Annotated in this window: 15 protein-coding genes; 13 read left to right on the forward strand and 2 right to left on the reverse strand. The window is 33.6% G+C overall.

All coding sequences use genetic code 11. The features are described from left to right. Window positions 1-190 precede the first annotated feature (190 nt). The 5 genes from QLS31_RS09360 (at window position 191) to QLS31_RS09380 (ending at window position 10,950) form a co-directional block, all read left to right on the forward strand. Window positions 191-1,003, forward strand: coding sequence for an NIPSNAP family protein (locus tag QLS31_RS09360; RefSeq protein WP_282743633.1), 813 nt, complete (start codon window positions 191-193; stop codon window positions 1,001-1,003). Between the two features lie 169 nt (window positions 1,004-1,172). Further along, a complete protein-coding gene (locus QLS31_RS09365; RefSeq protein WP_282743635.1) occupies window positions 1,173-2,855 on the forward strand; it encodes a Na/Pi symporter in 1,683 nt (560 codons plus the stop codon). A gap of 168 nt (window positions 2,856-3,023) precedes the next feature. After that, window positions 3,024-8,006, forward strand: coding sequence for a translocation/assembly module TamB (locus tag QLS31_RS09370; protein WP_282743636.1), 4,983 nt, complete (start codon window positions 3,024-3,026; stop codon window positions 8,004-8,006). A 93-nt stretch (window positions 8,007-8,099) separates the two neighbouring features. Then, window positions 8,100-8,561 carry an IS200/IS605 family transposase gene (gene tnpA / locus QLS31_RS09375; RefSeq protein WP_282743661.1) on the forward strand — a complete coding sequence of 154 codons (462 nt, stop codon included), beginning with the start codon at window positions 8,100-8,102 and terminating at the stop codon, window positions 8,559-8,561. A gap of 94 nt (window positions 8,562-8,655) precedes the next feature. Beyond that, window positions 8,656-10,950 (forward strand): BamA/TamA family outer membrane protein, encoded by a 2,295-nt coding sequence (locus tag QLS31_RS09380; protein ID WP_282743637.1) that lies wholly within the window; start codon window positions 8,656-8,658, stop codon window positions 10,948-10,950. Window positions 10,951-11,022: 72 nt separating this feature from the next. On the opposite strand, the gene QLS31_RS09385 is transcribed toward QLS31_RS09380, so the two are convergent. Next, window positions 11,023-13,530, reverse strand: coding sequence for a M14 family zinc carboxypeptidase (locus tag QLS31_RS09385; protein WP_282712527.1), 2,508 nt, complete (start codon window positions 13,528-13,530; stop codon window positions 11,023-11,025). Window positions 13,531-13,768: 238 nt separating this feature from the next. Here QLS31_RS09385 and QLS31_RS09390 point away from each other — a divergent pair, with 238 nt between their 5' ends. The 3 genes from QLS31_RS09390 (at window position 13,769) to QLS31_RS09400 (ending at window position 16,221) form a co-directional block, all read left to right on the forward strand. Continuing rightward, the gene (locus QLS31_RS09390) at window positions 13,769-15,196 is read left to right on the forward strand and encodes an L-serine ammonia-lyase (protein ID WP_282743638.1); all 1,428 of its coding nucleotides are present in this window, start codon (window positions 13,769-13,771) and stop codon (window positions 15,194-15,196) included. Between the two features lie 85 nt (window positions 15,197-15,281). Further along, window positions 15,282-15,452 (forward strand): hypothetical protein, encoded by a 171-nt coding sequence (locus QLS31_RS09395; protein ID WP_282743639.1) that lies wholly within the window; start codon window positions 15,282-15,284, stop codon window positions 15,450-15,452. A 136-nt stretch (window positions 15,453-15,588) separates the two neighbouring features. Continuing rightward, window positions 15,589-16,221: a SatD family protein gene (locus tag QLS31_RS09400; RefSeq protein WP_282743642.1), complete on the forward strand. Its 633-nt coding sequence runs from the start codon at window positions 15,589-15,591 to the stop codon at window positions 16,219-16,221. 391 nt (window positions 16,222-16,612) lie between these two features. Here QLS31_RS09400 and QLS31_RS09405 read toward each other — a convergent pair whose 3' ends face one another. Next, entirely contained in the window at window positions 16,613-17,044 is a 432-nt protein-coding gene (locus QLS31_RS09405) for a nuclear transport factor 2 family protein (protein WP_282743644.1), read from the reverse strand. Between the two features lie 102 nt (window positions 17,045-17,146). Between QLS31_RS09405 and panB the strand changes: the two genes are divergently transcribed. The 5 genes from panB (at window position 17,147) to QLS31_RS09430 (ending at window position 21,375) form a co-directional block, all read left to right on the forward strand. Further along, entirely contained in the window at window positions 17,147-17,965 is an 819-nt protein-coding gene (gene panB, locus QLS31_RS09410) for a 3-methyl-2-oxobutanoate hydroxymethyltransferase (RefSeq protein WP_099715002.1), read from the forward strand. A gap of 47 nt (window positions 17,966-18,012) precedes the next feature. Beyond that, window positions 18,013-18,363 carry a four helix bundle protein gene (locus QLS31_RS09415; RefSeq protein ID WP_282743645.1) on the forward strand — a complete coding sequence of 117 codons (351 nt, stop codon included), beginning with the start codon at window positions 18,013-18,015 and terminating at the stop codon, window positions 18,361-18,363. A gap of 103 nt (window positions 18,364-18,466) precedes the next feature. Then, window positions 18,467-19,156: an RluA family pseudouridine synthase gene (locus QLS31_RS09420; protein ID WP_282743646.1), complete on the forward strand. Its 690-nt coding sequence runs from the start codon at window positions 18,467-18,469 to the stop codon at window positions 19,154-19,156. Between the two features lie 162 nt (window positions 19,157-19,318). Next, a complete protein-coding gene (locus tag QLS31_RS09425; RefSeq protein ID WP_282743647.1) occupies window positions 19,319-20,647 on the forward strand; it encodes an aldehyde dehydrogenase in 1,329 nt (442 codons plus the stop codon). Continuing rightward, a complete protein-coding gene (locus tag QLS31_RS09430; protein ID WP_282743648.1) occupies window positions 20,638-21,375 on the forward strand; it encodes a nitroreductase family protein in 738 nt (245 codons plus the stop codon). The genes QLS31_RS09425 and QLS31_RS09430 overlap by 10 nt, the downstream gene beginning before the upstream one ends. Window positions 21,376-21,382: the final 7 nt, after the last annotated feature.

Genomic DNA, 21,382 nt, shown 5'->3' on the forward strand with positions numbered 1-21,382 from the left:
TATATCCGTAAGAAAAAAATGAAATTATTTCCATTAAAAGGGATAAAACCCAATGCAACAAACTTACATTCTATTTTGATGAATACACAAGTAACATTCCCAAAGTAACTGGCTACCGCAACTGCTGAGACATCTTTCCCATTCGCTATTTTTACTAAAAAAAATCAAATTTTAATCAAAAAAAACTAAAATGAAATTAACCAAATTACTTTTTCTAATAGTTGTTACTTTAGCAATGAGCAGCTTTAAAAAAACAACTACAGATTATACAACTATAGAAAAACCAGAAGTTCTTTCCAGAGAATTCTACCAAATAAAAACCTATATTTTCAAAACGGAAGATCAACTAGCAACTACCGAAAAGTATTTGAAAGAAGCATTTCTTCCGGGTTTAAAAAAACTTGGAATAAAAAATATTGGTGTGTTCAAACCAAGACCAAACGCTACCGACACGATAAAAAAAGTGATGTTAGTGATTCCATTTTCATCCATGACTCAATTTCTGGGATTAGAAGATAAACTGGCTAAAGACAAAACCTATTTGGCTGCAGGAGCAGATTATTTAAATACTTCCTATAAACAAGCACCATATTTGCGTATTGAATCAATTTTACTGAAAGCTTTTTCAGATCATCCATTTTTGTCAACTCCCGTTTTGAACAGTCCAAGAGCAAACAGGGTGTATGAATTGAGAAGTTACGAATCAGCAACCGAAGCGATTTATAAAAACAAAGTCGATATGTTTAATGCCGGCGGAGAAATAAAGCTCTTTGACCGACTTGCCTTTAATGCGGTTTTTTATGGCGAAGTTATTTCGGGAGCCAAAATGCCAAACTTAATGTACATGACCACTTTTGCAGATCAGGAAAGTAGAGATTCGCATTGGAAAGCCTTTGTAGATTCGCCGGAATGGAAAGGATTAATAGCTATGGAAAAATACAAAAACAATATTTCCCATATAGACATTACTTTTTTATACCCAACTGATTATTCTGATTATTAGTTTTACAAATCATAATTTCAATCCTAAACTACAACCCTTAAAAAGTTGTAGTTTTTTTTATTTAAAACCTAAAATTTTTACTTTTTTCCTAAATCAAAACAAGCACAAATACCTCATTAAGAAAAGATTAAATCATTAATTTTAAGTATCTTTAGTTCTATTTTTAACTATGGAAACCCTCAATATAATATTAAAACTTTCCGCCGGCGTGGGACTGTTCCTTTTCGCCATGTATCTTGTGGAGGAATCCTTAAAAAATCTTTCCGGGAGAAATTTCAAACTGTTTCTGCAGCGAATCACAAAAAACAATATTGGTGCGGTTGCAGGTGGAACAATAGTAACTGGTATTCTACAGAGCAGTTCTATGGTTTCATTGATGGTTTTGGCATTTGTGGGTGCCGGAGTTTTCACCATGAAAAATGCAATGGCTATTATTTTGGGAGCAAATCTGGGAACAACACTTGCCAGTTGGCTAGTGGCAACACTTGGTTTTAAAACTAATATAGAAGTGATTGCTTATCCGGCAGTTTGTTTAGGAGGTTTTCTCCTAATCCTCCTTGGAAATCGTAAAACCATAAAATATGTTTCCTATTTTCTTCTGGGATTTGGTTTAATGTTTATCGGGCTTTCGTTCATGAAAACGGCTATGGAAACGCAGGTTCACTATTTTGATTTTTCACAATATGCCTCGAAGCCATTAGTAATTTTTTTGATAATTGGTTTTTTGATTACGCTGGTTGTTCAATCTAGCTCTGTAACTATGGCGCTTACATTGAGTGCTCTCAACGCAGGAGCAATAGGGTTTCCCATGGCAGCCGCAATTGTTCTGGGGAGTGAAACGGGCACCATCATTAAAATAGTGTTGAGCGCTATTGGCGGAAATGCTTCCAAAAAACGAGTGGCATTGGGTAATTTATTATTTAATATTTTCATTACTGCCATTGCTTTTGTATTGCTTAAACCTATTCTTTTACTGATAACCGATATTATAAAAATCAAAGATCCACTCATTGGGTTGGTTACTTTTTCAAGTTTAATAAATCTGTTGGCTATTGTATTATTTCTTCCTGTTTTGGATTTATTCACCTCATTTTTGGAACGTTTTTTCAAAAATACCGATGGTTCGACAGCAGCATTTATAAACCACGCATCAATCGCAGAACCAGAAACTGCTTTGGATTTATTCCGAAGAGAGACTCGATATTTCATTCATAACTCGATGCTTTTCAATTTGGAATTATTTAAAATCCAAACCCATGAACTTGACCAAGAAATTAATTACACGGAAATCAATGATAAAAGAAATTTTGATTCAAAAACTACTGAAGAAAAATATGAATTCCTAAAACAGTTGCAAGGCGAGTTACAGGCTTTCTATTTGAAATTAAGAGCCAAATTAAATAGTGATGAAAATTCAGAATTGAACCAATTAATTTCGGCAGTGCGAAGTTCCATGCATGCGGTAAAAAGTATAAAAGATATTGGAAGCAACATTACGAATCTCAGCAGCTCATCAAAAGAGATTAAATATCAATTTTTTCTGCATCATAAAAAAGAAACTCAAGAACTCTACATGAAATTAAATACATTTTTGAATACGGATAAAAAGTCGGGATTTGAAGAACTGAAAACTCAATTTGACACCATTCAAAAAAATTACACCTCAGCACTCAACACGTTTTATACTGAGGCACAACTTGCACCTATTGAAGATATTGACATTACAACCGTAATAAACTTCAACAGAGAACTTTTTACCTCAAACAAGGCAATGCTAATGGCTGTAAAAGACATTTTATTAGATGAAAAACAAGCTCAAAATTTTAATGAAATTCCCATCTACAAAACATAGAAAACGCTTGATTAGCTTGTGATGCATTGTAGTAATTTTGCAACATTATTTTTGAATTTTATAATGTATTTCGTTTTCATTTTTTAATCTTTGTACGTAATCCCATTTGCAGACAAGATTGCAATTCTTATTTAAATTGGTTAATTTTAACCAAAAAATACACCTCATTTGAAAACATACGTAAAGAAAAGTTTAAAAATTTTCCTTTGGATAATAGGAATTATAATCCTGTTGTTCTTAATTCTTTTTGTTGCTATTCAAATTCCTTCTGTTCAGAATTATGCCAAAGATAAAGCAGTAACGTACCTGGAAGGAAAAATCAAAACCAAAGTAAGGGTTGATAGTCTTGAAGTTGAATTCCCCAAAAAAGTAATTCTTAAAGGCGTTTATTTTGAAGACCAAAAAAAAGACACTCTTTTTGCGGGAGAAAAGTTAGCTGCCGATATCAGTCTGTTTCAATTGATAAACAATAAAGTCGAAATCAATTCCTTAGAATTAGTAGGGATTTCGGCACATTTAAATAGAGATTCTAAAGCTGTTTTTAATTTTGATTACATCATAAAAGCATTTGCTTCGCCAGAGAAACAAAAGAGTGATTCGCCACCCATGCAGTTTTCTGTAGAAGAAATTAAGCTCGACCGCATCAAGTTTAAATATACTGATGCCGTCACAAAAAATGATCTTTACGCTAATCTAAAGCATTTTGAAACGAGAATTAAAACTTTCGATTTGAACGAAATGAACTTTGAAATTCCGAAAGCAAAAATCAATGGATTACAATTTAAATTAAAGCAAGGTTTGGTTCAAATATCCAATGCGACCAAAGCAGCTGCAATAAAAAACGAATCGGAATCCATCTTAAAATTAAAGTTAGGCGAAATTGATTTGGCAAAAATTGATTTTGATTATGAAAGCGAAGAAACCAAGTTATCCACAAATTTTTATTTGAAAAAGCTACTTGCTAAAATTGACAAAATTGACCTTAACAATCAATTCGCAATTATAGAAAGTCTTGATTTAACTGGCGTAGAAGGCGCTTTGGCTTTTGATAGATTAGATGTAATCAAACCTAAAAGCGAAGCTACAAATACCGAATCTAACAATTGGGACGTCAAAATAAAGAAAACGGAATTCAAACGGGTAAATTTCCGTTACGACAGTAATAATGAGACTCCAGTTCAAAAAGGAATTGATTACAACCATTTGAATCTTACCAATCTAAACTTACAAGTAGATGAACTCAATTACAATTCCGAAAATATTTCCGGACTTGCCAATTCATTAACTGTTAAAGACAAAAGCGGTTTAAATATTCAATCCTTTAATGCGGAATTTTTCTATGGCAAAAAGAATGCTTTCTTTAAAAAATTATATTTAAAAACTCCGCAAACGGAACTGAAAGATGAAATTAGAATTGGCTATCCTTCCATTGAATCTTTAGCTAAAAATCCGGGAGAATTAGGTCTTATTGCCAATTTAAAAAAGAGCAAGTTGGGGATTAAAGATATTTTGCTTTTTGCACCAACTTTGAATAATACGAATCCTTTTATGAGCAATCCCAATGCGATATTGCTTATCAATGGAACCGTAAATGGAAAACTAAAAAACATTGAATTTCCAAGTATAGAAATCAGTGGCATTGGAACTACAAAAGTTGCGGCAAGCGGCAGAATAATAGGTTTACCAGATGTAAACAAAGCCTATTTTGATTTGAATATTAAAGACTTGCAATCCGGTTCGAAAGATTTTGTTGGCTTTTTGCCAAAAGGAACCATTCCAAATTCGATTCAGTTGCCGGCAAAATTCAGCGCCAAAGGAATTTTTAAGGGAACCATTGCTAATTTCAATACCAATATGAATATGGTAAGTAGTTTTGGAAATGCAAAAATCAAAGCTGCATTCGATCAAAGCAGAAAAAATTACGAGAAATACGATGCCCAAACCGAACTTACTAATTTTGATTTAGGGAAATTTATCAAAAACGACTCCATTGGAAAAGTAACTTTAAAAGCCAATATAAAAGGAACAGGATTTGATCCAAAAACAGCAACTGCATCTTTAAACGGAACTGTTCTAAAAGCGTATTATAATAAATATACGTACCAAAATGTAGCCGTAAAAGGAAATATTCGCAACGGAAATTTCAATGCAACTGCTTTCGCAAAAGATCCTAATCTAACTTTTGATTTGGTAAATAGCGGCAGTTTTAAAGACAAATATCCTACCGGAAAACTAAAACTGAATGTGGATATCGCTGATTTGGAAAAACTGAATCTGCACGCTGGTCCATTGAAAATAAGAGGCGTTGTAGATGCTGATATTCAATCGGTAAATCTTGATTACCTCAACGGAACGGTACATGCGCACAACATTACCATAGTCAATGCCAAAGAAGAATTTGTAATTGATTCCATTAGCGCAGTGGCAACATCTACCTTAGAGAAAAATACATTCGTATTGAAATCACCGTTTTTGGATGTGGACGCCAACGGAAAATACAAGTTGTCAAAAATAGGGAATGCTTTATCAAATTCTATTGCAAAGTATTATGACAGCAAACCCAGTTCCAGAAAAACAGCTGTTGAAAAACAAGAATTTGTTTTTAAAATTGGCGTAAAAGACAGTCCAATTCTATTAAAACTTATTCCTGAATTGAAAAGTCTGGAACCTATTAATGTACAAGGGAGATACAACTCTGTCAACGACTCTATTGTTTTGAATGGTACTATTCCAAAATTAATTTATGGCGAAAACACCATTACAAATGCTGTCCTTAAAGTAGATACCAAAGATAATTCGCTTGTTTACGGCTTTATTGTGGATGACATTCAAAACAAACAAATTCAATTGCCACACACCAGTATTTCAGGTAAAGTGCAAAACAATATTGTGGATTATACGGTGCAATTAAAAGATTCAAAAGATAAAGAAAGATACTTAATTGCAGGTACATTAAAAGCTGCGAACGGCAATAATGACATCAATCTTGATCCAAATAATTTATTGCTGAACTATGAATCTTGGAAAATAACGCAAGACAATTTAATTCGCTTTGGCAAAAAAGGAATCTATGCCGATAATTTCGAATTGAGTAAAGATGGAAGCAAAATCCTGATACAATCACAGTCGCAGCAAGCAAATGCCCCAATCGCAATTGATTTTAAAGATTTTGACATAAAAACCATTACCAGTATCGTTGAGAAAGATGATTTGCAAATGAGCGGGAAAATCAATGGAAATGCATTGGTCAAAAATATAAGTACTACTCCTCTTTTTACTTCAGACATAAACATTGAAAATTTTACTTTCAAAAAAGATACAATCGGAAACATCAGTATCAAAGTAAATAATGCAATTGCTAACCAATACGATGCTACAATTGCCATTACAGGTCAGGGAAATCAAGTCAATTTAGAAGGAAATTACAAAACGAGTGACAGCAGTTTTGACATGAATCTTGATATTGATAAAGTGAATTTAAAAAGTATTCAGGGTTTCACTTTGGATAATATTACTGAAAGCACAGGATTCTTGACAGGGAATTTTAAAATAATAGGAAATACTACCCAACCCAAAGTAGTTGGCGAATTACAGTTCAATGAAATTGGTTTCAAAGTGAAGCAGCTTAATGCAAAATTCAAGTCTTTAAACGATAAAATTGTTTTTACACCTAATGCTATTCTTTTCGACAATTTTATAATCAAGGATGAAAAGAACAATGATTTAGCCATCAACGGAAAGATTGACAGTGAAAATTTCAGCAATTTTGGTTTTGATCTAGCCATCGATGCTGATAATTTCAAAGCCGTCAATTCTAAGGCAAAAGACAATGATATGTATTATGGTGAATTGTACTTGGACAATCATTTGCAACTATCCGGAAATTTAGACAATCCTATTGTAGAAGGAAATATCAAAATTAATAAAGACACTAAATTCACTATTGTTTTACCACAATCAGATCCGTCAATTGCCGACAGAGAAGGAATTATAGAATTCATTGACCAAGACAATCCAAAATTAGTTGAGACCATTGTCATGGACGAGTTGAATAGTGAAATGGACATCAAAGGAATCAATGCTTCGGTAAATATTGAAATTGATAAAGATGCTGAATTGTCGTTGGTTATTGATAAAGCAAACGGAGATTACCTAAAATTAAAAGGAGAAGCGCAATTAAACGGCGGAATTGATCCATCCGGAAAAACGACTTTGACAGGAAGATATGAATTATCTGAAGGTAGTTATGAAATGAATTTTAATGCCATAAAAAGAAAATTCGACATTAAAAAAGGAAGTTATATCCTGTGGACTGGTGAACCTACAACGGCTGACATCAATATCACTGCGGTTTATAAAACTGAAGCTGCTCCAATTGATTTGATAAATGATCAATTAGGAGATGTCACCGCCGAAGTGAGAAACACCTACAAACAAAAAATTCCTTTTGAAACCGAATTGAAAATGAATGGTGAATTGATGAAACCAAACATTTCTTTTGACATCATTCTACCTGATGGAAACAATAGCGTTTCAACAGAAATTATCAATGCGACACAAGCTAAATTGACGCAACTGCGTCAGCAACCGGATGAATTAAACAAACAGGTTTTTGCCTTACTGCTGCTGAATCGTTTTATTGGAGAAAACCCTTTTGCCAGTGAAACTGGAGGCACGAGCGTTTCGTCACTAGCAAGAGAAAGTGCCAGTAAAATTTTGTCGCAACAACTTAATAATTTGGCGGGCGATTTGATTGAAGGCCTAGAACTTAATTTCGATTTAAATACTTCCGATGATTATACAACGGGTCAACGAGAAAATAAAACCGATTTGAGCGTAGGAATTTCCAAGAAATTATTGAATGACCGATTGAAAGTTACGGTAGGAAGCAGTTTTGGAATTGAAGGTCCGCAACAAGTAAATCAAAACGCGAATAATATTGCAGGCGATGTATCGATTGATTATCAACTTTCAAAAGACGGTAGATATAAAATACGAGCGTACCGAATTAATAAATACCAAGTGGCGCTTCAAGGGGAAGTTGTGGAGACCGGAATTGCTTTTATCATCACTATGGATTACAATAAATTCAGTGAATTATTTCGCAAAAGTGAGGCAAAAAAAGCAAAGCAAAAACAGAAAAAAAATTAAATAAAATAATTTTAAAATGTGCCTTTAGGTACTAAATATTGGTAGGAAAAATATAAATTTTAAACAAAAATGTCCCGTAGGGACTATACCATTATGGCAAATACTTATACACAAATACATATTCATTTTGTCTTTGCAGTAAAATTTAGAGATGGTATTATAAGTCCTCAATGGAAAGACACTCTTTATAAATATATCACAGGAACTATTCATAACAACAATCATAAGTTATTGGCTATTAATGGAACCTCAGATCATATTCATATTTTGATTGGACTTAGACCTTCACAATCTATTTCAGATTTAATGAAAGATGTGAAGCAAAGTTCTTCAAAGTGGATTAATGAAAATAAATTAGTAAAAGGACATTTTGAATGGCAGGAAGGCTATGGCGCTTTTTCTCATAGCAAATCACAAATAAATAAAGTAATAAATTACATTGATAATCAAGAATTACATCACAAAAAGTTAACTTTCAAAGAAGAATATTTAGATTTTCTTAAAAAATTTGAAGTTGATTATGATGAAAAATTTGTTTTTAAAGAATTGATTTAGAATTAGTATAGTCCCTACGGGACATAGAAATAATTGATATCGTTTACTACCAATATTTAGTTCCTAACGGAACAATAATAACAACAAATAATATATGAACAAGAGCCATTTAATATATTTTCTTTTTTTAGTATTGTTCGCTTCATCCTGCAGCAATACTAGATTTTTGCCCGAAGGAGAACTATTGTATACGGGTGCAAAAGTCACTGTGGAAGGAAAAGAAACCTCTAAGAAAGAAAAAAAAGCATTAAAAACGGCATTAAAAGAAGTAGTTAGACCAAAGCCTAATTCCTCAATTTTGGGATTAAGACCTAAACTGTACATCTACAATTTGGCTGGGACACCAAAGAAAGAAAAAGGATGGCGCTACTGGCTGAGAACCAAAGTGGGCGAAGCTCCTGTTCTATACAGCCAAGTAGATTTAGAATACAACAAAAGTGTTTTGCAAAACTTTGCCGAAAACAGTGGCTATTTCAATACAAGAACATCGGCAGATTCAACCCGACATGGTAAAAAAGCAACCGCAGAATACATTGTAAAACCCGGAAAACAATATAAAATTAAAGAAGTAAAATTCCCTACGGATTCTTCCATAATTTCGACTGCAGTTCGCAATACCAGACGAAGAAGTTTGTTAAAAAAAGAAGAAGGTTACAGTCTTGACGTCATCAAAGAAGAAAGAATTCGCATTGATGCCAGACTAAAAGAAAAAGGATTCTTCTATTTTAATCCTGATTATCTCAAAGTTCAAGTAGATACAACTGTTGCAGACCATCAGGTGGATCTTATTGTAAAAGTAAAAGACGAAGCTCCAAAACGAGCAGAGACACCATACAAAATCAATAAAATTATTGTTTATCCAAACTATTCCATTGGTTCTGACAGTGTAAAAAACAATATGGATTCCATCAAAAAATACAATGATTTAACCATTATTGATCCGGAGAATTTATTCAAACCCCGCATTTTTGACAGAGCATTGTATTTCAAAAAAAATGATTTATACAACCGTACCGACCATAATTTATCCTTGAATCGATTAGTAAATCTGGGGACTTTTAAATTTGTAAAAAATCAATTCAGAGTTTCTGACACAACAGGAAATTATCTGGATGCGTATTATTATCTGACGCCATTACCGAAAAAATCAATCCGACTGGAATTATTAGCCAAAACAAACTCCGCTAATTATACCGGAACGGAACTCAATTTAAACTGGAGCAATCGAAATACGTTTAGAGGTGCTGAATTGCTTACCATCTCTGCTTTTGGAGGTGTTGAAGTACAAGTTTCCGGGCAAAACAATGGATTTAATGTGTATCGTATTGGAACAGAGGCTAATTTAGTTTGGCCACGATTAGTCGCACCATTTAAACTAAATTCTCCAAGTGGTTTTGTTCCAAAAACAAAAGCAACGTTAGGATATGAATTCCAAAACAGAACCAAATTATATTCCCTGCAAACCTTCAAAGGTTCGTTTGGTTATTTATGGAAAGAAAACGAACGAAAAGAACATTTATTCAATGTTACTGAGATTACATACGCCAGTCCGGAAAACGTTACTGCTTTATACCAAGAACAAATTCTGAAAAATGAATCTTTGGGAAAAGTAATTGAAAAGCAATTGATTTTTGGACCAACTTATTCCTATACCTACACCAATACACTTCAAAAAAGAAAGAAAAACACCTTTTACTACAAAGGGAGTATCGACTTAGCAGGAAATGTGGCAGGATTAGTTTCGGGAGCAAATGTTCGAAAAGGCGATACCATTAAATTATTTGATGTTCCGTTTAGTCAATTTGTCAAAATAGAAAATGATTTTAGACATTACTATAAATTAGGCCCAGATTCTCAAATAGCCAGCCGAATTATTGCAGGTGCTGGATTTGCTTACGGAAACTCCCGTGAAATGCCTTTTATCAAACAGTTTTTCATTGGTGGAACCAATAGTCTACGAGCCTTTAGAGCACGTTCCATTGGTCCTGGAAGTTTTGATGGCTCATCAACCAACACCAATACTTTTTTACCCGATCAATCCGGTGATATAAAATTGGAATTTAATACCGAATACCGTGCTAAAATTTACGGATTGGTGAAAGGTGCTTTGTTCTTAGATGCCGGAAACATCTGGTTGTTAAATGAAAATCCTGATAAACCCGGAGCCAAATTTTCAAAGAAATTCCTGAACGAAATAGCTGTTGGAGCCGGAGCCGGATTGCGTTTCGATTTCTCGTTTCTGATTCTTAGAACTGACCTCGCCTTCCCTATTCGGAAACCATATTTGCCTGATGGCGATCGTTGGGTTTTAGATCAAATTAACTTTGGAAGTGGCGCTTGGCGAAAAGAAAATTTAATTTTCAACTTGGCTATTGGCTACCCTTTTTAAAACTATACAATCTGGATAAAAAAAAGAGCACGATAATTATCGTGCTCTTTTTGTATGATAAATATTCAAATTTTAGTCCACCAAGAATAATGCATTGCTGAACAATAAATTTCCGTTTTCCCAGAAACCTCTAAACAATGGATTATCAACCATATAAATTACTTCGCCATTTTCTTTCTTATCGACAGCAAAGCTTACGGTATTATTCAATTTCTTTTTGATTTCATTACCAACAAAACCGTAACTCTTATAATCTTTAGGTACGTAAACAACATTTGTTGCTTTTTTCAATAATGAATAATGCCTGTCATCCGTTTTTAAGCTGAAATATTTATCTCCTAAACCAAAAGACATTGGATGTGTTTTATTCAAAAGATTCTCAATGATAGCACCAGGAATTGATTTAGAAATATACCTGCGTTCAGTATCTTGGAAATCTAAGAATCGTTCTTTTAATTCATTTTCAGAGTCTTCTTTTTCAGAGCTAAGTTTGTCTTCATCCGTAGCAAAAGGACTCAAAGCATATCCTTCTTTTCCTTCAAATAAACTAAGGGCGCTATTCATGGCAATCACTTTTCCACCATTTTTAACCCATTCTGCAATTTGTTTCTGTTGTTCTTCAGAGAAATTATAATAGCCATCAGGCAATATCAATGTGTTGTAATTGTATAATTTTATTCTTTTAAAATTATCCGCATCCACAACACTTACAGGATAACCCACTGTTTCTTCCAGATAATACCAAACAGAACCAAATTCAGTAGAACCAACTCCTTTGCCTGACAATAAAACAATTTTTGGAGCTTTTAATAAATTGAAATTTTCACCACCAACATCTTTAGAATTCGAAGAAAAACCAGTTAAAATATAATTAAAATCTGTTTTTATTTTCACGAGATCAGTAATCGTTTTTTCAAAGTCAGCTACATTAGGATTGTCAGTTTTGGTAACCAGTAAGCCTCCCGGCTCAACAGTTGTATCACCAAAAATAGCTTTTTTCATCGCTGATCGCACCTTGATATTATTTTGGTGCAACAAAGACAAAACCTGAGCTGAGATTCTGTTATTCCACGGAATATGAAACGCATATACATTTTTAGGAATCGTTTTTTCCAGCGCTTCAATTGACGCTTTTGTTTTAATGGCTAAACTATTTTTCACCGCATATCCTTCAACTCCATACGCCAAAGGCAATGCCCAAGAGGTAATGTCATACGATAAACTGTCATTCAATTTTTGGTTCGGTTCAAAAAGAACTTGCGCAAAAACGGCTTTTTGTTGGTCTACTTTTACAATCAAATCATTCGGTTCAATCGTAAAACCTTTCTCTGACTTGGTGTTGTAATTGAATCCAGACGCTTTTTGACTGGCATCGGCATAACTGAATTCTACATTATTTTTTTTCAATAAATCCGCCATTTGAATTAATTTCGGATTGTTTTTCATCACATACATTTTATAATTTCCCTTAACTGTTTTTCGAGAATTATTCATAAAACCTCTGAATCCTTTCAACAAAACATCCGCTTGTGATGCCGCCGATTCCACAACCGTTAAAACAGCCGTTGCGTGATGCGTCAATCGGTCTTTTATAGTCAAATTGATTCCGTTGCTCATCACAACTTCTCTCCCTGCTCCTATTCCTCCTTGCTCCAATGTCATTCCGACTGCTCCGTTGTAAGTAGGATATGTATCGCCATAACTTGGATAAAACAAATCAAAACGTTCCCCGGTATTGTACATCCAGTTTTGTGCATCGAATTTCTTAGAAATATTTTTTCCCAAAGTGTAATGAAAATCTTTTTGGTACTTTTCAATGTATTCGTGCAAAGGTTCTGCTGATGGAGGAAAGAAATACGGAGAATTATATCCCATTTCGTGCACATCAGTATGAACTTGAGGCATCCATTGGTTGTATAATGCAATACGCTGTTGGGTTTCCGGTTGTGTTTGCCAAGCCCAGTCTCTATTTAAATCAAAAATATAATGGTTGTATCTACCACCTGGCCAAACTTCCATGTGCTCTCTGTCTGACAGTTCCGGATGCGTTTTTTTGCCTGAAATCTCTCTTAACCAATTTCCGTATCTGGAATATCCATCAGGATTAATGCATGGATCAAGGATTACAATCGTATTCTCTAGCCACTTTTTAGTTTCTGCATTCGAAGGATTTACTAATTCGTAAGCCACTGTCATAGCGCTTTCGGTTCCTGCAAATTCATTACCGTGAACATTAAAACTCAACCATACAATTAACTTATCGCCAATCATTTGAGATTTATTCTCGGATAAACCAATGGCGGCTAAATTGTTATTTCGAATTTGTTCCAAATTAGCCAAATTCTCCGGACTGGAAATAAAATACACATTCAAATCCCTTTGTTCCGGTGTTACACCATATTTCTGATGTTTGATAAAAGTAGACTTTTCCGTAAGATGCTTGAAATAATTTTCAGCCTGATGATAATAGGTAATTTGTTTTCCGTAATTGGGTAAAAATTGAGAAGGACTTTGCACTTGCGAATGAACACTTAGCACCAAAGTTAGCATTAGATAAAAAGAAAAAACGGTCTTTTTCATATTTTTTTGGGTTAGTTATGCTTCAAAAATAGCCATTTAACAAGTATTGCACAAGCTAAATTTCGGATTAGTGAAATATTGATTTTACTAATCCTCAAGTTTTTATTAATTCATTTTTTCTTGAAGAATAATAACAATACGGCAATATTCATTATTAAATAAACAATATTATTCTATTTTAGATTAGTATCATTGCTACATTCTATTATATTTGCAGACAACAAAATTCACACTACAGATGGAAGAATGTATCTCAGTTTTTGACATGCTAAAAATTGGTGTTGGACCTTCGAGTTCGCACACACTTGGACCTTGGAGAGCTGCCGAACGCTTTCTTAGTGAATTGAGAAACGAAAATTTACTTCATACTGTAAACCGGGTAAAAATAGATTTATACGGCTCCCTTTCGTTAACCGGAAAAGGACACGCCACGGATTTAGCCGTAATGCTGGGTTTAAGAGGGCAAGATCCGGAATACATTCCAGTGGAAAATATTGATGCAATCATTAAATCCATTGAATCCAAAAACGAAATCAATTTAGGAAACGAAAAACCAATTCCTTTTTATTTTCTCCAAGACATCGTTTTCAATAAAAACTTCCTTCCTTTTCATGCCAATGGAATGACTTTTACGGCTTATATGACGGATGATAGCGAATACGTTTCTAGCTTTTATTCTATTGGTGGCGGATTTGTGGTCAAAGAAGAACGCATCAACGCCAAAAAGAAAATCCAGATAAAATGTGCTTTTCCGTATCCTATTGACAAAGCATCCGAACTATTGGATTATTGCAAAAAAGAAAACAAATCCATATCGGAAATCGTTTATGAAAATGAAAAATCGATGCGTACCGAAGCTGTTATCGATCATGAATTGATGCGTATTTGGAAAACGATGCTCGAATGCATGTACATTGGTTGCCATTCTGAAGGGATTCTTCCTGGAGGATTAAATGTGCGTCGCCGTGCTTTTGATATGCACCAAAACCTCATCGGTTTAGCCAATTATGATTCGCCACAAAGCTGGCTCGAAGAAATCAGAAAAACAGAAGTAAAATTTCGCCAAATCCTGAAATGGGTTTCTTGTTTTGCCCTTGCGGTAAATGAAGTAAACGCTGCTTTAGGGCGTGTGGTTACTGCTCCAACGAATGGAAGTGCAGGCGTTATCCCAGCTGTTTTGATGTATTATTTAGTGATTGAAAACCACAATGCCGGAGAAAAAGAAATCAAACAATTCCTGATGGTTGCCGGAGAAATAGGCAGTATTTTCAAGAAAGGTTCTACAATATCCGCAGCAATGGGTGGTTGTCAGGCCGAAATTGGTGTTTCTTCCTCGATGGCCGCAGCCGCTTTATGCGAATTGATGGGCGGAACTCCCGAACAGGTTTTAATGGCTGCTGAAATAGCCATGGAACATCATTTGGGATTGACTTGTGATCCTATTGGCGGTTTGGTTCAGATTCCGTGTATCGAAAGAAATACAATGGGTGCCATAAAAGCAATTAATGCTGCTGAACTAGCCTTGGAAACCGACCCAAAAAACGCAAAAGTACCTTTGGACAAAGTGGTAGACACAATGTGGCAAACTGCCAAAGACATGAATAACAAGTACAAAGAAACTTCCGAGGGAGGATTAGCCATTGCCGTAAATTTGGCGGATTGTTAAATTTAATAATACAAATTTAAAACACTGATAATCTATAATTCAACTATTTACAGTATATTTAATACCTATTCTTAAACCAGAAATAATGGAAATTAATTGGGTAATAATCAGCATTATAATCATTTGTGTGCTTATTTTGATTGTATTTCTTATTAGAAAAAATCAAAAAGATAAAAAAAAGTACACCACTTTTTTAAATAATGATTTCAAAAAAGCTGATGAAAAAGAATCAGATTTGAATGACGACACGTATTAATTAGTCTTGTTAAATTCTCGTATAATTTTATAAATTGATTTTATCTTTCGTTAAATCCTACTTTTAATTTCACTAAAAATGAAATTATGTGAATTATTTCACTATTTTTGAAATAAAATATATAATTTCATTTTTTATGAAACACTTTATCCTAATGGCGGATATTATTAATAGTGGAAAAAAGGAGCAAAAACCACTAATGGAAGATTTCAAAAATCTAATAGAAGAGGTAAATGAAATCTATAAAACGGATATATTATCACCCTTGACTATTACTTTAGGTGATGAATTTCAAGGCATAATAAAAAACTTAGCCGCATCGATACAAATTATTCTTACTTTAGAGGAAAATTGTGTTCACAAAAAATTAAATTTTAAATTACGTTATGTTTTGAATCAAGGTGAAATAGAAACGCCCGTCAATAAAAAAATTGCTTATGAAATGTTGGGAAGCGGTTTGACGGAAGCAAGATTAAAACTGAATGATTCAAAATATAGAAAATTTAGATTTAACATTTCGATAGATAATCTCTTACAACAAAGTATTTTGAATGATACTTTCATAATTTTTGAAAATATTACAGACAAATGGTCATTTAAAAATGACTACGATTTGGCATCAAATTTCATACAATTCAAAGACTATAAAATCGTTTCCGAAAAAATGATCAAAACCCGTTCTTTAATATGGAAAAGAGAAAAAACATTACAAATGGAATCTTATAATGCTACAAAAAATATAATTCATACAATTACCTCTATAAAATAAAGGCATGGCTATATTTCGATTTATGGTTTTCATTCTTACTACAGAAATACTTTTAGGCATATTTTATTATGTTATAACGCCAAAAACAATTCGAAAAAATAAACTTATAGACTATAAATCTCTTCTTAAAGGAATCGTTGAAAGAATATTTTTACTAGTTTCAATGATTAATGATTATCCACATGCACTTGCTTTATTTGGTGCTTTAAAATTGGCAACAAGATTAAAAAGGGACGATGAACAAGATAAAGTTAAGCAATCTCTCTACAACGATTTCTATTTGGTGGGGAATTTTATTTCGGTTATGATAGCAATTTTCTACGTTTTTCTATATCATAAATACATTGGATGAAACAATCTGGTACGTCTTCTTAAAAATAACTTACCAAAACTACTTTCTTCTCGTATCAATAAGATGAACGATTTTCCAAATGTTATTTTTTTTGAAAAGCGTAAAAGCATTCACCCCTTTATGACTTAATTTACCATTCATATAAAACTCATAAGGCGTCCAAGCGTACGCCATGCTTCCATCCACTTGAATGGAATAACTCAGAATTTTTTCCTGAAACTTTAATTCGGCAGGAATAGAAGCTATCGATTTAAAAAACACTTGTGGCTTTTCATTGGATAATTTTGTGCCTTTAGCATTCTCACTAATAGATTGTAAAATCATTGTGTCCTCACAAAGAGCCTGTAATTTCAGAGTATCTTTGGCATGAAAAGCCTCAAAAAAAGTATCAACCACTTTTTGAATTTCTTGATTTTGAGCCTGAGAATTAGCGGATATAAATAACACAAAAATCAATAAAAATTTCTTCATCGTTTCTTAGTTTAATTAATTGGTTCTACAAATAACATTACTGTTACATTTTTGAGTTAAAAATATACATTTTATTACCTTTACAATCTTAAAACAACAAATATGTCTGTCGCAAAAAAAGATTATAAAAGGATTACTACAAAATCACTGATTGAGATGAAAGCCAATGGAGAGAAAATCTCCATGCTTACCGCTTATGATTATACTATGGCAAAAATCGTTGATACCGCCGGAATTGATGTCATTTTAGTGGGTGACTCTGCTTCGAATGTAATGGCCGGTCACGAAACGACTTTGCCTATTACTTTGGACCAAATGATTTATCACGCGTCATCTGTAGTGAGAGCTATAGAAAGAGCATTGGTTGTTGTGGATTTACCTTTTGGAAGTTACCAATCAGATCCTAAAGAAGCATTGCGTTCTGCCATCCGAATCATGAAAGAAAGTGGTGGTCATGCCGTAAAACTGGAAGGTGGTAAAGAAATTAAAGATTCTATCAAGAAAATATTAAACGCAGGAATTCCAGTTATGGGACATTTGGGTTTAACCCCACAATCTATTTATAAATTTGGAACCTATACGGTTCGTGCCAAAGAAGAGGAAGAAGCAGATAAACTAATAGAAGATGCAAAATTGCTGGAAAGATTAGGTTGTTTTGGACTAGTATTAGAAAAAATCCCTGCTCATTTAGCCGAAAAAGTTGCGCAAAGTATTTCGATTCCAGTAATTGGTATTGGTGCAGGTGGTGGAGTTGACGGACAAGTTTTGGTGATTCACGACATGTTAGGAATGAACAATGAATTTAGCCCGCGTTTCTTAAGAAGATACATGAATTTATACGAAGGAATGACAACTGCCATTGGTCAGTATGTTGCCGATGTGAAATCCAGTGATTTTCCTAATTCCAGCGAACAATATTAAAATTAGACTTCTTAGATTATTGGATTGTTAGACTAAAAAAAGTAGAAATGCATCGATTTAAGGATTTAGAGATTTGGAAAAAAAGTAGATTTTTTTGTTCTGAAATTTATAAAGTGACTTTATCTTTTCCTAACGATGAAAAATTTGGACTAACAAATCAATTAAGAAGAGCTTCTGTTTCTATTCCGTCTAATATTGCTGAAGGATCATCAAGACAATCTAATAAGGACTTTGCACGATTTTTAGAAATTGCCATCGGTTCAGCTTATGAAGTTGAAACACAAATTCTTATTTCATCCGATTTAGGTTTTATCACTCCCGAAGATTTAATAGAATTATCAAATATGCTAAACGAAATTATTAAAATGACTTCAAGATTTAGAGCAACTTTATTATAGGCTTTCTTAGATTTTCAGACTGCAAGACTTGTTTAAGAATCTAACTATCTAAAAAGTCTAACTTGTCTAAAAATCTAAGAAGTCTAAAAATCTAAAAATCCAAATGAAAATAGTTTCCAATAAAAACAACCTTCAAGTGCTACACGAAGACAACCACCTCATTGTGGTAAACAAGCGTGTAGGCGATATTGTACAGGGCGATAAAACCGGCGATAAACCATTATCTGATGTTGTGAAAGAATACATCAAAGATAAGTACAACAAACCTGGAGAAGTATTTCTGGGAGTGGTGCATCGTTTGGATAGACCGACAACTGGAATAGTCGTTTTTGCCCGAACTAGTAAAGCGTTGACGAGAATGAATGAGTTGTTCAGTAACCGTGAAACTCAAAAAACGTATTGGTGTATTGTCAAAAATAAACCTTCAAAGCCTGAGGATAAATTGGTTCATTTTCTAAAAAGAAACGAGAAAAACAACACTTCAAAAGCGCATTTAAAAGAAGTTCCCGAAAGTAAACTAGCCAGTTTAGATTATAAAATCATAAAGGAACTCAATAATTATTTTGCTCTGGAAATTAATCTTCACACGGGGAGACACCATCAAATCAGGGCACAGCTTACGGCTATTGGTTCACCGATAAAAGGCGATTTGAAATATGGTTTTGACCGAAGCAATCCCGATGGTGGCATTCACTTACATGCCCGAAAATTAGTTTTCACTCATCCTGTTACCAAAGAAAATATAGAAATCATCGCACCAACTCCAGATGATGTGATTTGGAATGCAGTTTAATTTGATTATTAGGTTTCAATTAAAAATGTAACAAAAACAATACTTTACAGACTTATACATTATAAAACAGGAATAATTATTCCTGTTTTTTTTATTTTTTTATTTTAGGATATACAGCTGGATTAAAATAATAATTATGTAATTTTAAATTAAAATCATCCAATGAAGTATCATACAGAAATTGCTTTCCGAAAAGAATCCCTTAAAAAATTATTGCATAACATTATAGAAAATGAAGAGGCAATTATTAAGGCTTTGTATGATGATTTTAAAAAACCTGCTTTTGAAGCCGTTTTAACAGAAACTAATTATGTGATTAGTGACTTGAAAGAAACCATAAAAAATATCGATTCTTGGGCAAAGCCCAAGAAAGTTTTTGCTTCTCTTTTGAATTTCCCTTCATCGGATTTTATTTACAGTGAACCTTACGGGAATGTATTGATTCTTTCTCCTTGGAATTATCCGTTTCAATTGGCTTTATGTCCGCTGGTTGCTGCTGTCGCAGCAGGGAATAAAGTAACTTTAAAGCCATCTGAACTCACTCCAAATACTTCGAATATCATTTCTAAAATTATCACTGAAACTTTTGCAGTAAAAGATGTTGTGGTTATCACGGGAGATGCAACAATTGCACAGGAACTATTAAATCAACGCTGGGACTATATTTTTTTTACGGGAAGTGTTGCTGTTGGTAAAATAGTGGCGAAAGCTGCTGCAGAAAACCTAACGCCTGTTACGCTAGAATTAGGCGGAAAAAGTCCTTGTATCGTTGATGAAACCGCTAATTTAGAATTAAGTGCCAGACGCATTGTGTGGGGGAAAATAATAAACGCCGGACAAACGTGTGTAGCTCCTGATTATATTTTGGTACACCATAAAATGAAAGCTACTTTCGTTAAATTACTGATTCAAGAAATTGAAAAAGCACTTGGAACAAACCCGGAAGAATCATCTGATTTTGCCAGAATCATCAACTTGAAAAATTGGGAACGTCAATTACGTTTATTGGAAAATCAAGAAATACTTTTTGGAGGACAATCTAACAAAGAGACATTGTACCTTGCTCCTACTTTACTTGACGAACCAAAAATGGATAGTTTAGTGATGAAAGAAGAAATTTTTGGCCCAATACTTCCTATACTTTCTTATGAATCAAAATCAGATATTGAAAAAATAATTTCGAGCTTCGAAAAACCATTGTCACTGTATTTATTTTCCCAAAATAAATCCTTTATCGATGAAGTACTGCAAAAATATTCTTTTGGTGGCGGATGCATCAATGATACGGTAATTCATTTGGCTAACAATCGCCTGCCTTTTGGTGGTGTTGGAAATTCCGGAATGGGAGCGTATCATGGAAAATTAAGTTTTGATATTTTTTCCCATAAAAAAGCGATTGTAAAAAAAGGAACTTGGCTGGATTTACAAATGCGTTATGCGCCTTATAAAGACAAATTAAAAACCATTCAAAAACTCTTAAAATGGATGTAGCCAATGAAAAATTAGTAAGCGAAGCCATAAAATACCGGCGATCCGTTCGGGTTTTTAAAAACGAAGCTATTGATGTACAAAAAGTAAAAGAATGTATTCAATTAGCAACTCTGGCACCCACAAGCAGTAATATGCAACTTTGGGAATTCTACCATGTTGTTTCTACAGAAATAATACAAGAAATAGCAAAAGCCAGTTTTAATCAGAATGCGGCAAAAACAGCACAACAAATAGTAGTTGTTGTGGCGAGAAAAGATTTATGGCGCAAAAGAGTAGAGTCGAATATTGAGTATCTAAAAACTCAATATGGTAATAAGCCTGAAGTAGATTATTCGAAAAGAGAAAAATTTGCTTTGAATTATTATCAGAAAATTATTCCTACCCTTTATTTTGATATTTTAGGAATTATCGGCATGATAAAATTTCTTGTTTTTCAAGTTATTGGAATCTTCAAACCCATCTACAGACAAGCCAGACAAAGCGACATGCGCATTGTAGCACAAAAAAGTGCGGGACTTGCCGCACAGAATTTTATGATAAGTATGGCAGCCATAAATTATGATACTTGTCCAATGGAAGGTTTTGATTCGCTGAGAATTAAAAAAATATTACATTTACCGGCTCGTTCAGAAATAAACATGATTTTAGGTTGTGGAATTAGAGAAGAACAAGGCATTTACGGAGAACGATTCAGAGTTCCTTTTGAAGAAGTCTATTTTAAAAGATAAAAAACTA

This window comes from Flavobacterium sp. XS2P24, assembly GCF_030010285.1.
Lineage (GTDB): Bacteria > Bacteroidota > Bacteroidia > Flavobacteriales > Flavobacteriaceae > Flavobacterium > Flavobacterium algoritolerans.

Bases quoted from the DNA above. Each gene is read 5' to 3' on its own strand.
- panB (WP_099715002.1), top strand. From the start codon at position 17,147: ATGTCTGTCGCAAAAAAAGATTATAAAAGGATTACTACAAAATCACTG.
- QLS31_RS09405 (WP_282743644.1), bottom strand. From the start codon at position 17,044: ATGAAGAAATTTTTATTGATTTTTGTGTTATTTATATCCGCTAATTCT.
- QLS31_RS09415 (WP_282743645.1), top strand. From the start codon at position 18,013: ATGCATCGATTTAAGGATTTAGAGATTTGGAAAAAAAGTAGATTTTTT.
- QLS31_RS09385 (WP_282712527.1), bottom strand. From the start codon at position 13,530: ATGAAAAAGACCGTTTTTTCTTTTTATCTAATGCTAACTTTGGTGCTA.
- QLS31_RS09365 (WP_282743635.1), top strand. From the start codon at position 1,173: ATGGAAACCCTCAATATAATATTAAAACTTTCCGCCGGCGTGGGACTG.
- tnpA (WP_282743661.1), top strand. From the start codon at position 8,100: ATGGCAAATACTTATACACAAATACATATTCATTTTGTCTTTGCAGTA.
- QLS31_RS09420 (WP_282743646.1), top strand. From the start codon at position 18,467: ATGAAAATAGTTTCCAATAAAAACAACCTTCAAGTGCTACACGAAGAC.
- QLS31_RS09425 (WP_282743647.1), top strand. From the start codon at position 19,319: ATGAAGTATCATACAGAAATTGCTTTCCGAAAAGAATCCCTTAAAAAA.
- QLS31_RS09360 (WP_282743633.1), top strand. From the start codon at position 191: ATGAAATTAACCAAATTACTTTTTCTAATAGTTGTTACTTTAGCAATG.
- QLS31_RS09400 (WP_282743642.1), top strand. From the start codon at position 15,589: ATGAAACACTTTATCCTAATGGCGGATATTATTAATAGTGGAAAAAAG.
- QLS31_RS09430 (WP_282743648.1), top strand. From the start codon at position 20,638: ATGGATGTAGCCAATGAAAAATTAGTAAGCGAAGCCATAAAATACCGG.
- QLS31_RS09390 (WP_282743638.1), top strand. From the start codon at position 13,769: ATGGAAGAATGTATCTCAGTTTTTGACATGCTAAAAATTGGTGTTGGA.
- QLS31_RS09395 (WP_282743639.1), top strand. From the start codon at position 15,282: ATGGAAATTAATTGGGTAATAATCAGCATTATAATCATTTGTGTGCTT.
- QLS31_RS09380 (WP_282743637.1), top strand. From the start codon at position 8,656: ATGAACAAGAGCCATTTAATATATTTTCTTTTTTTAGTATTGTTCGCT.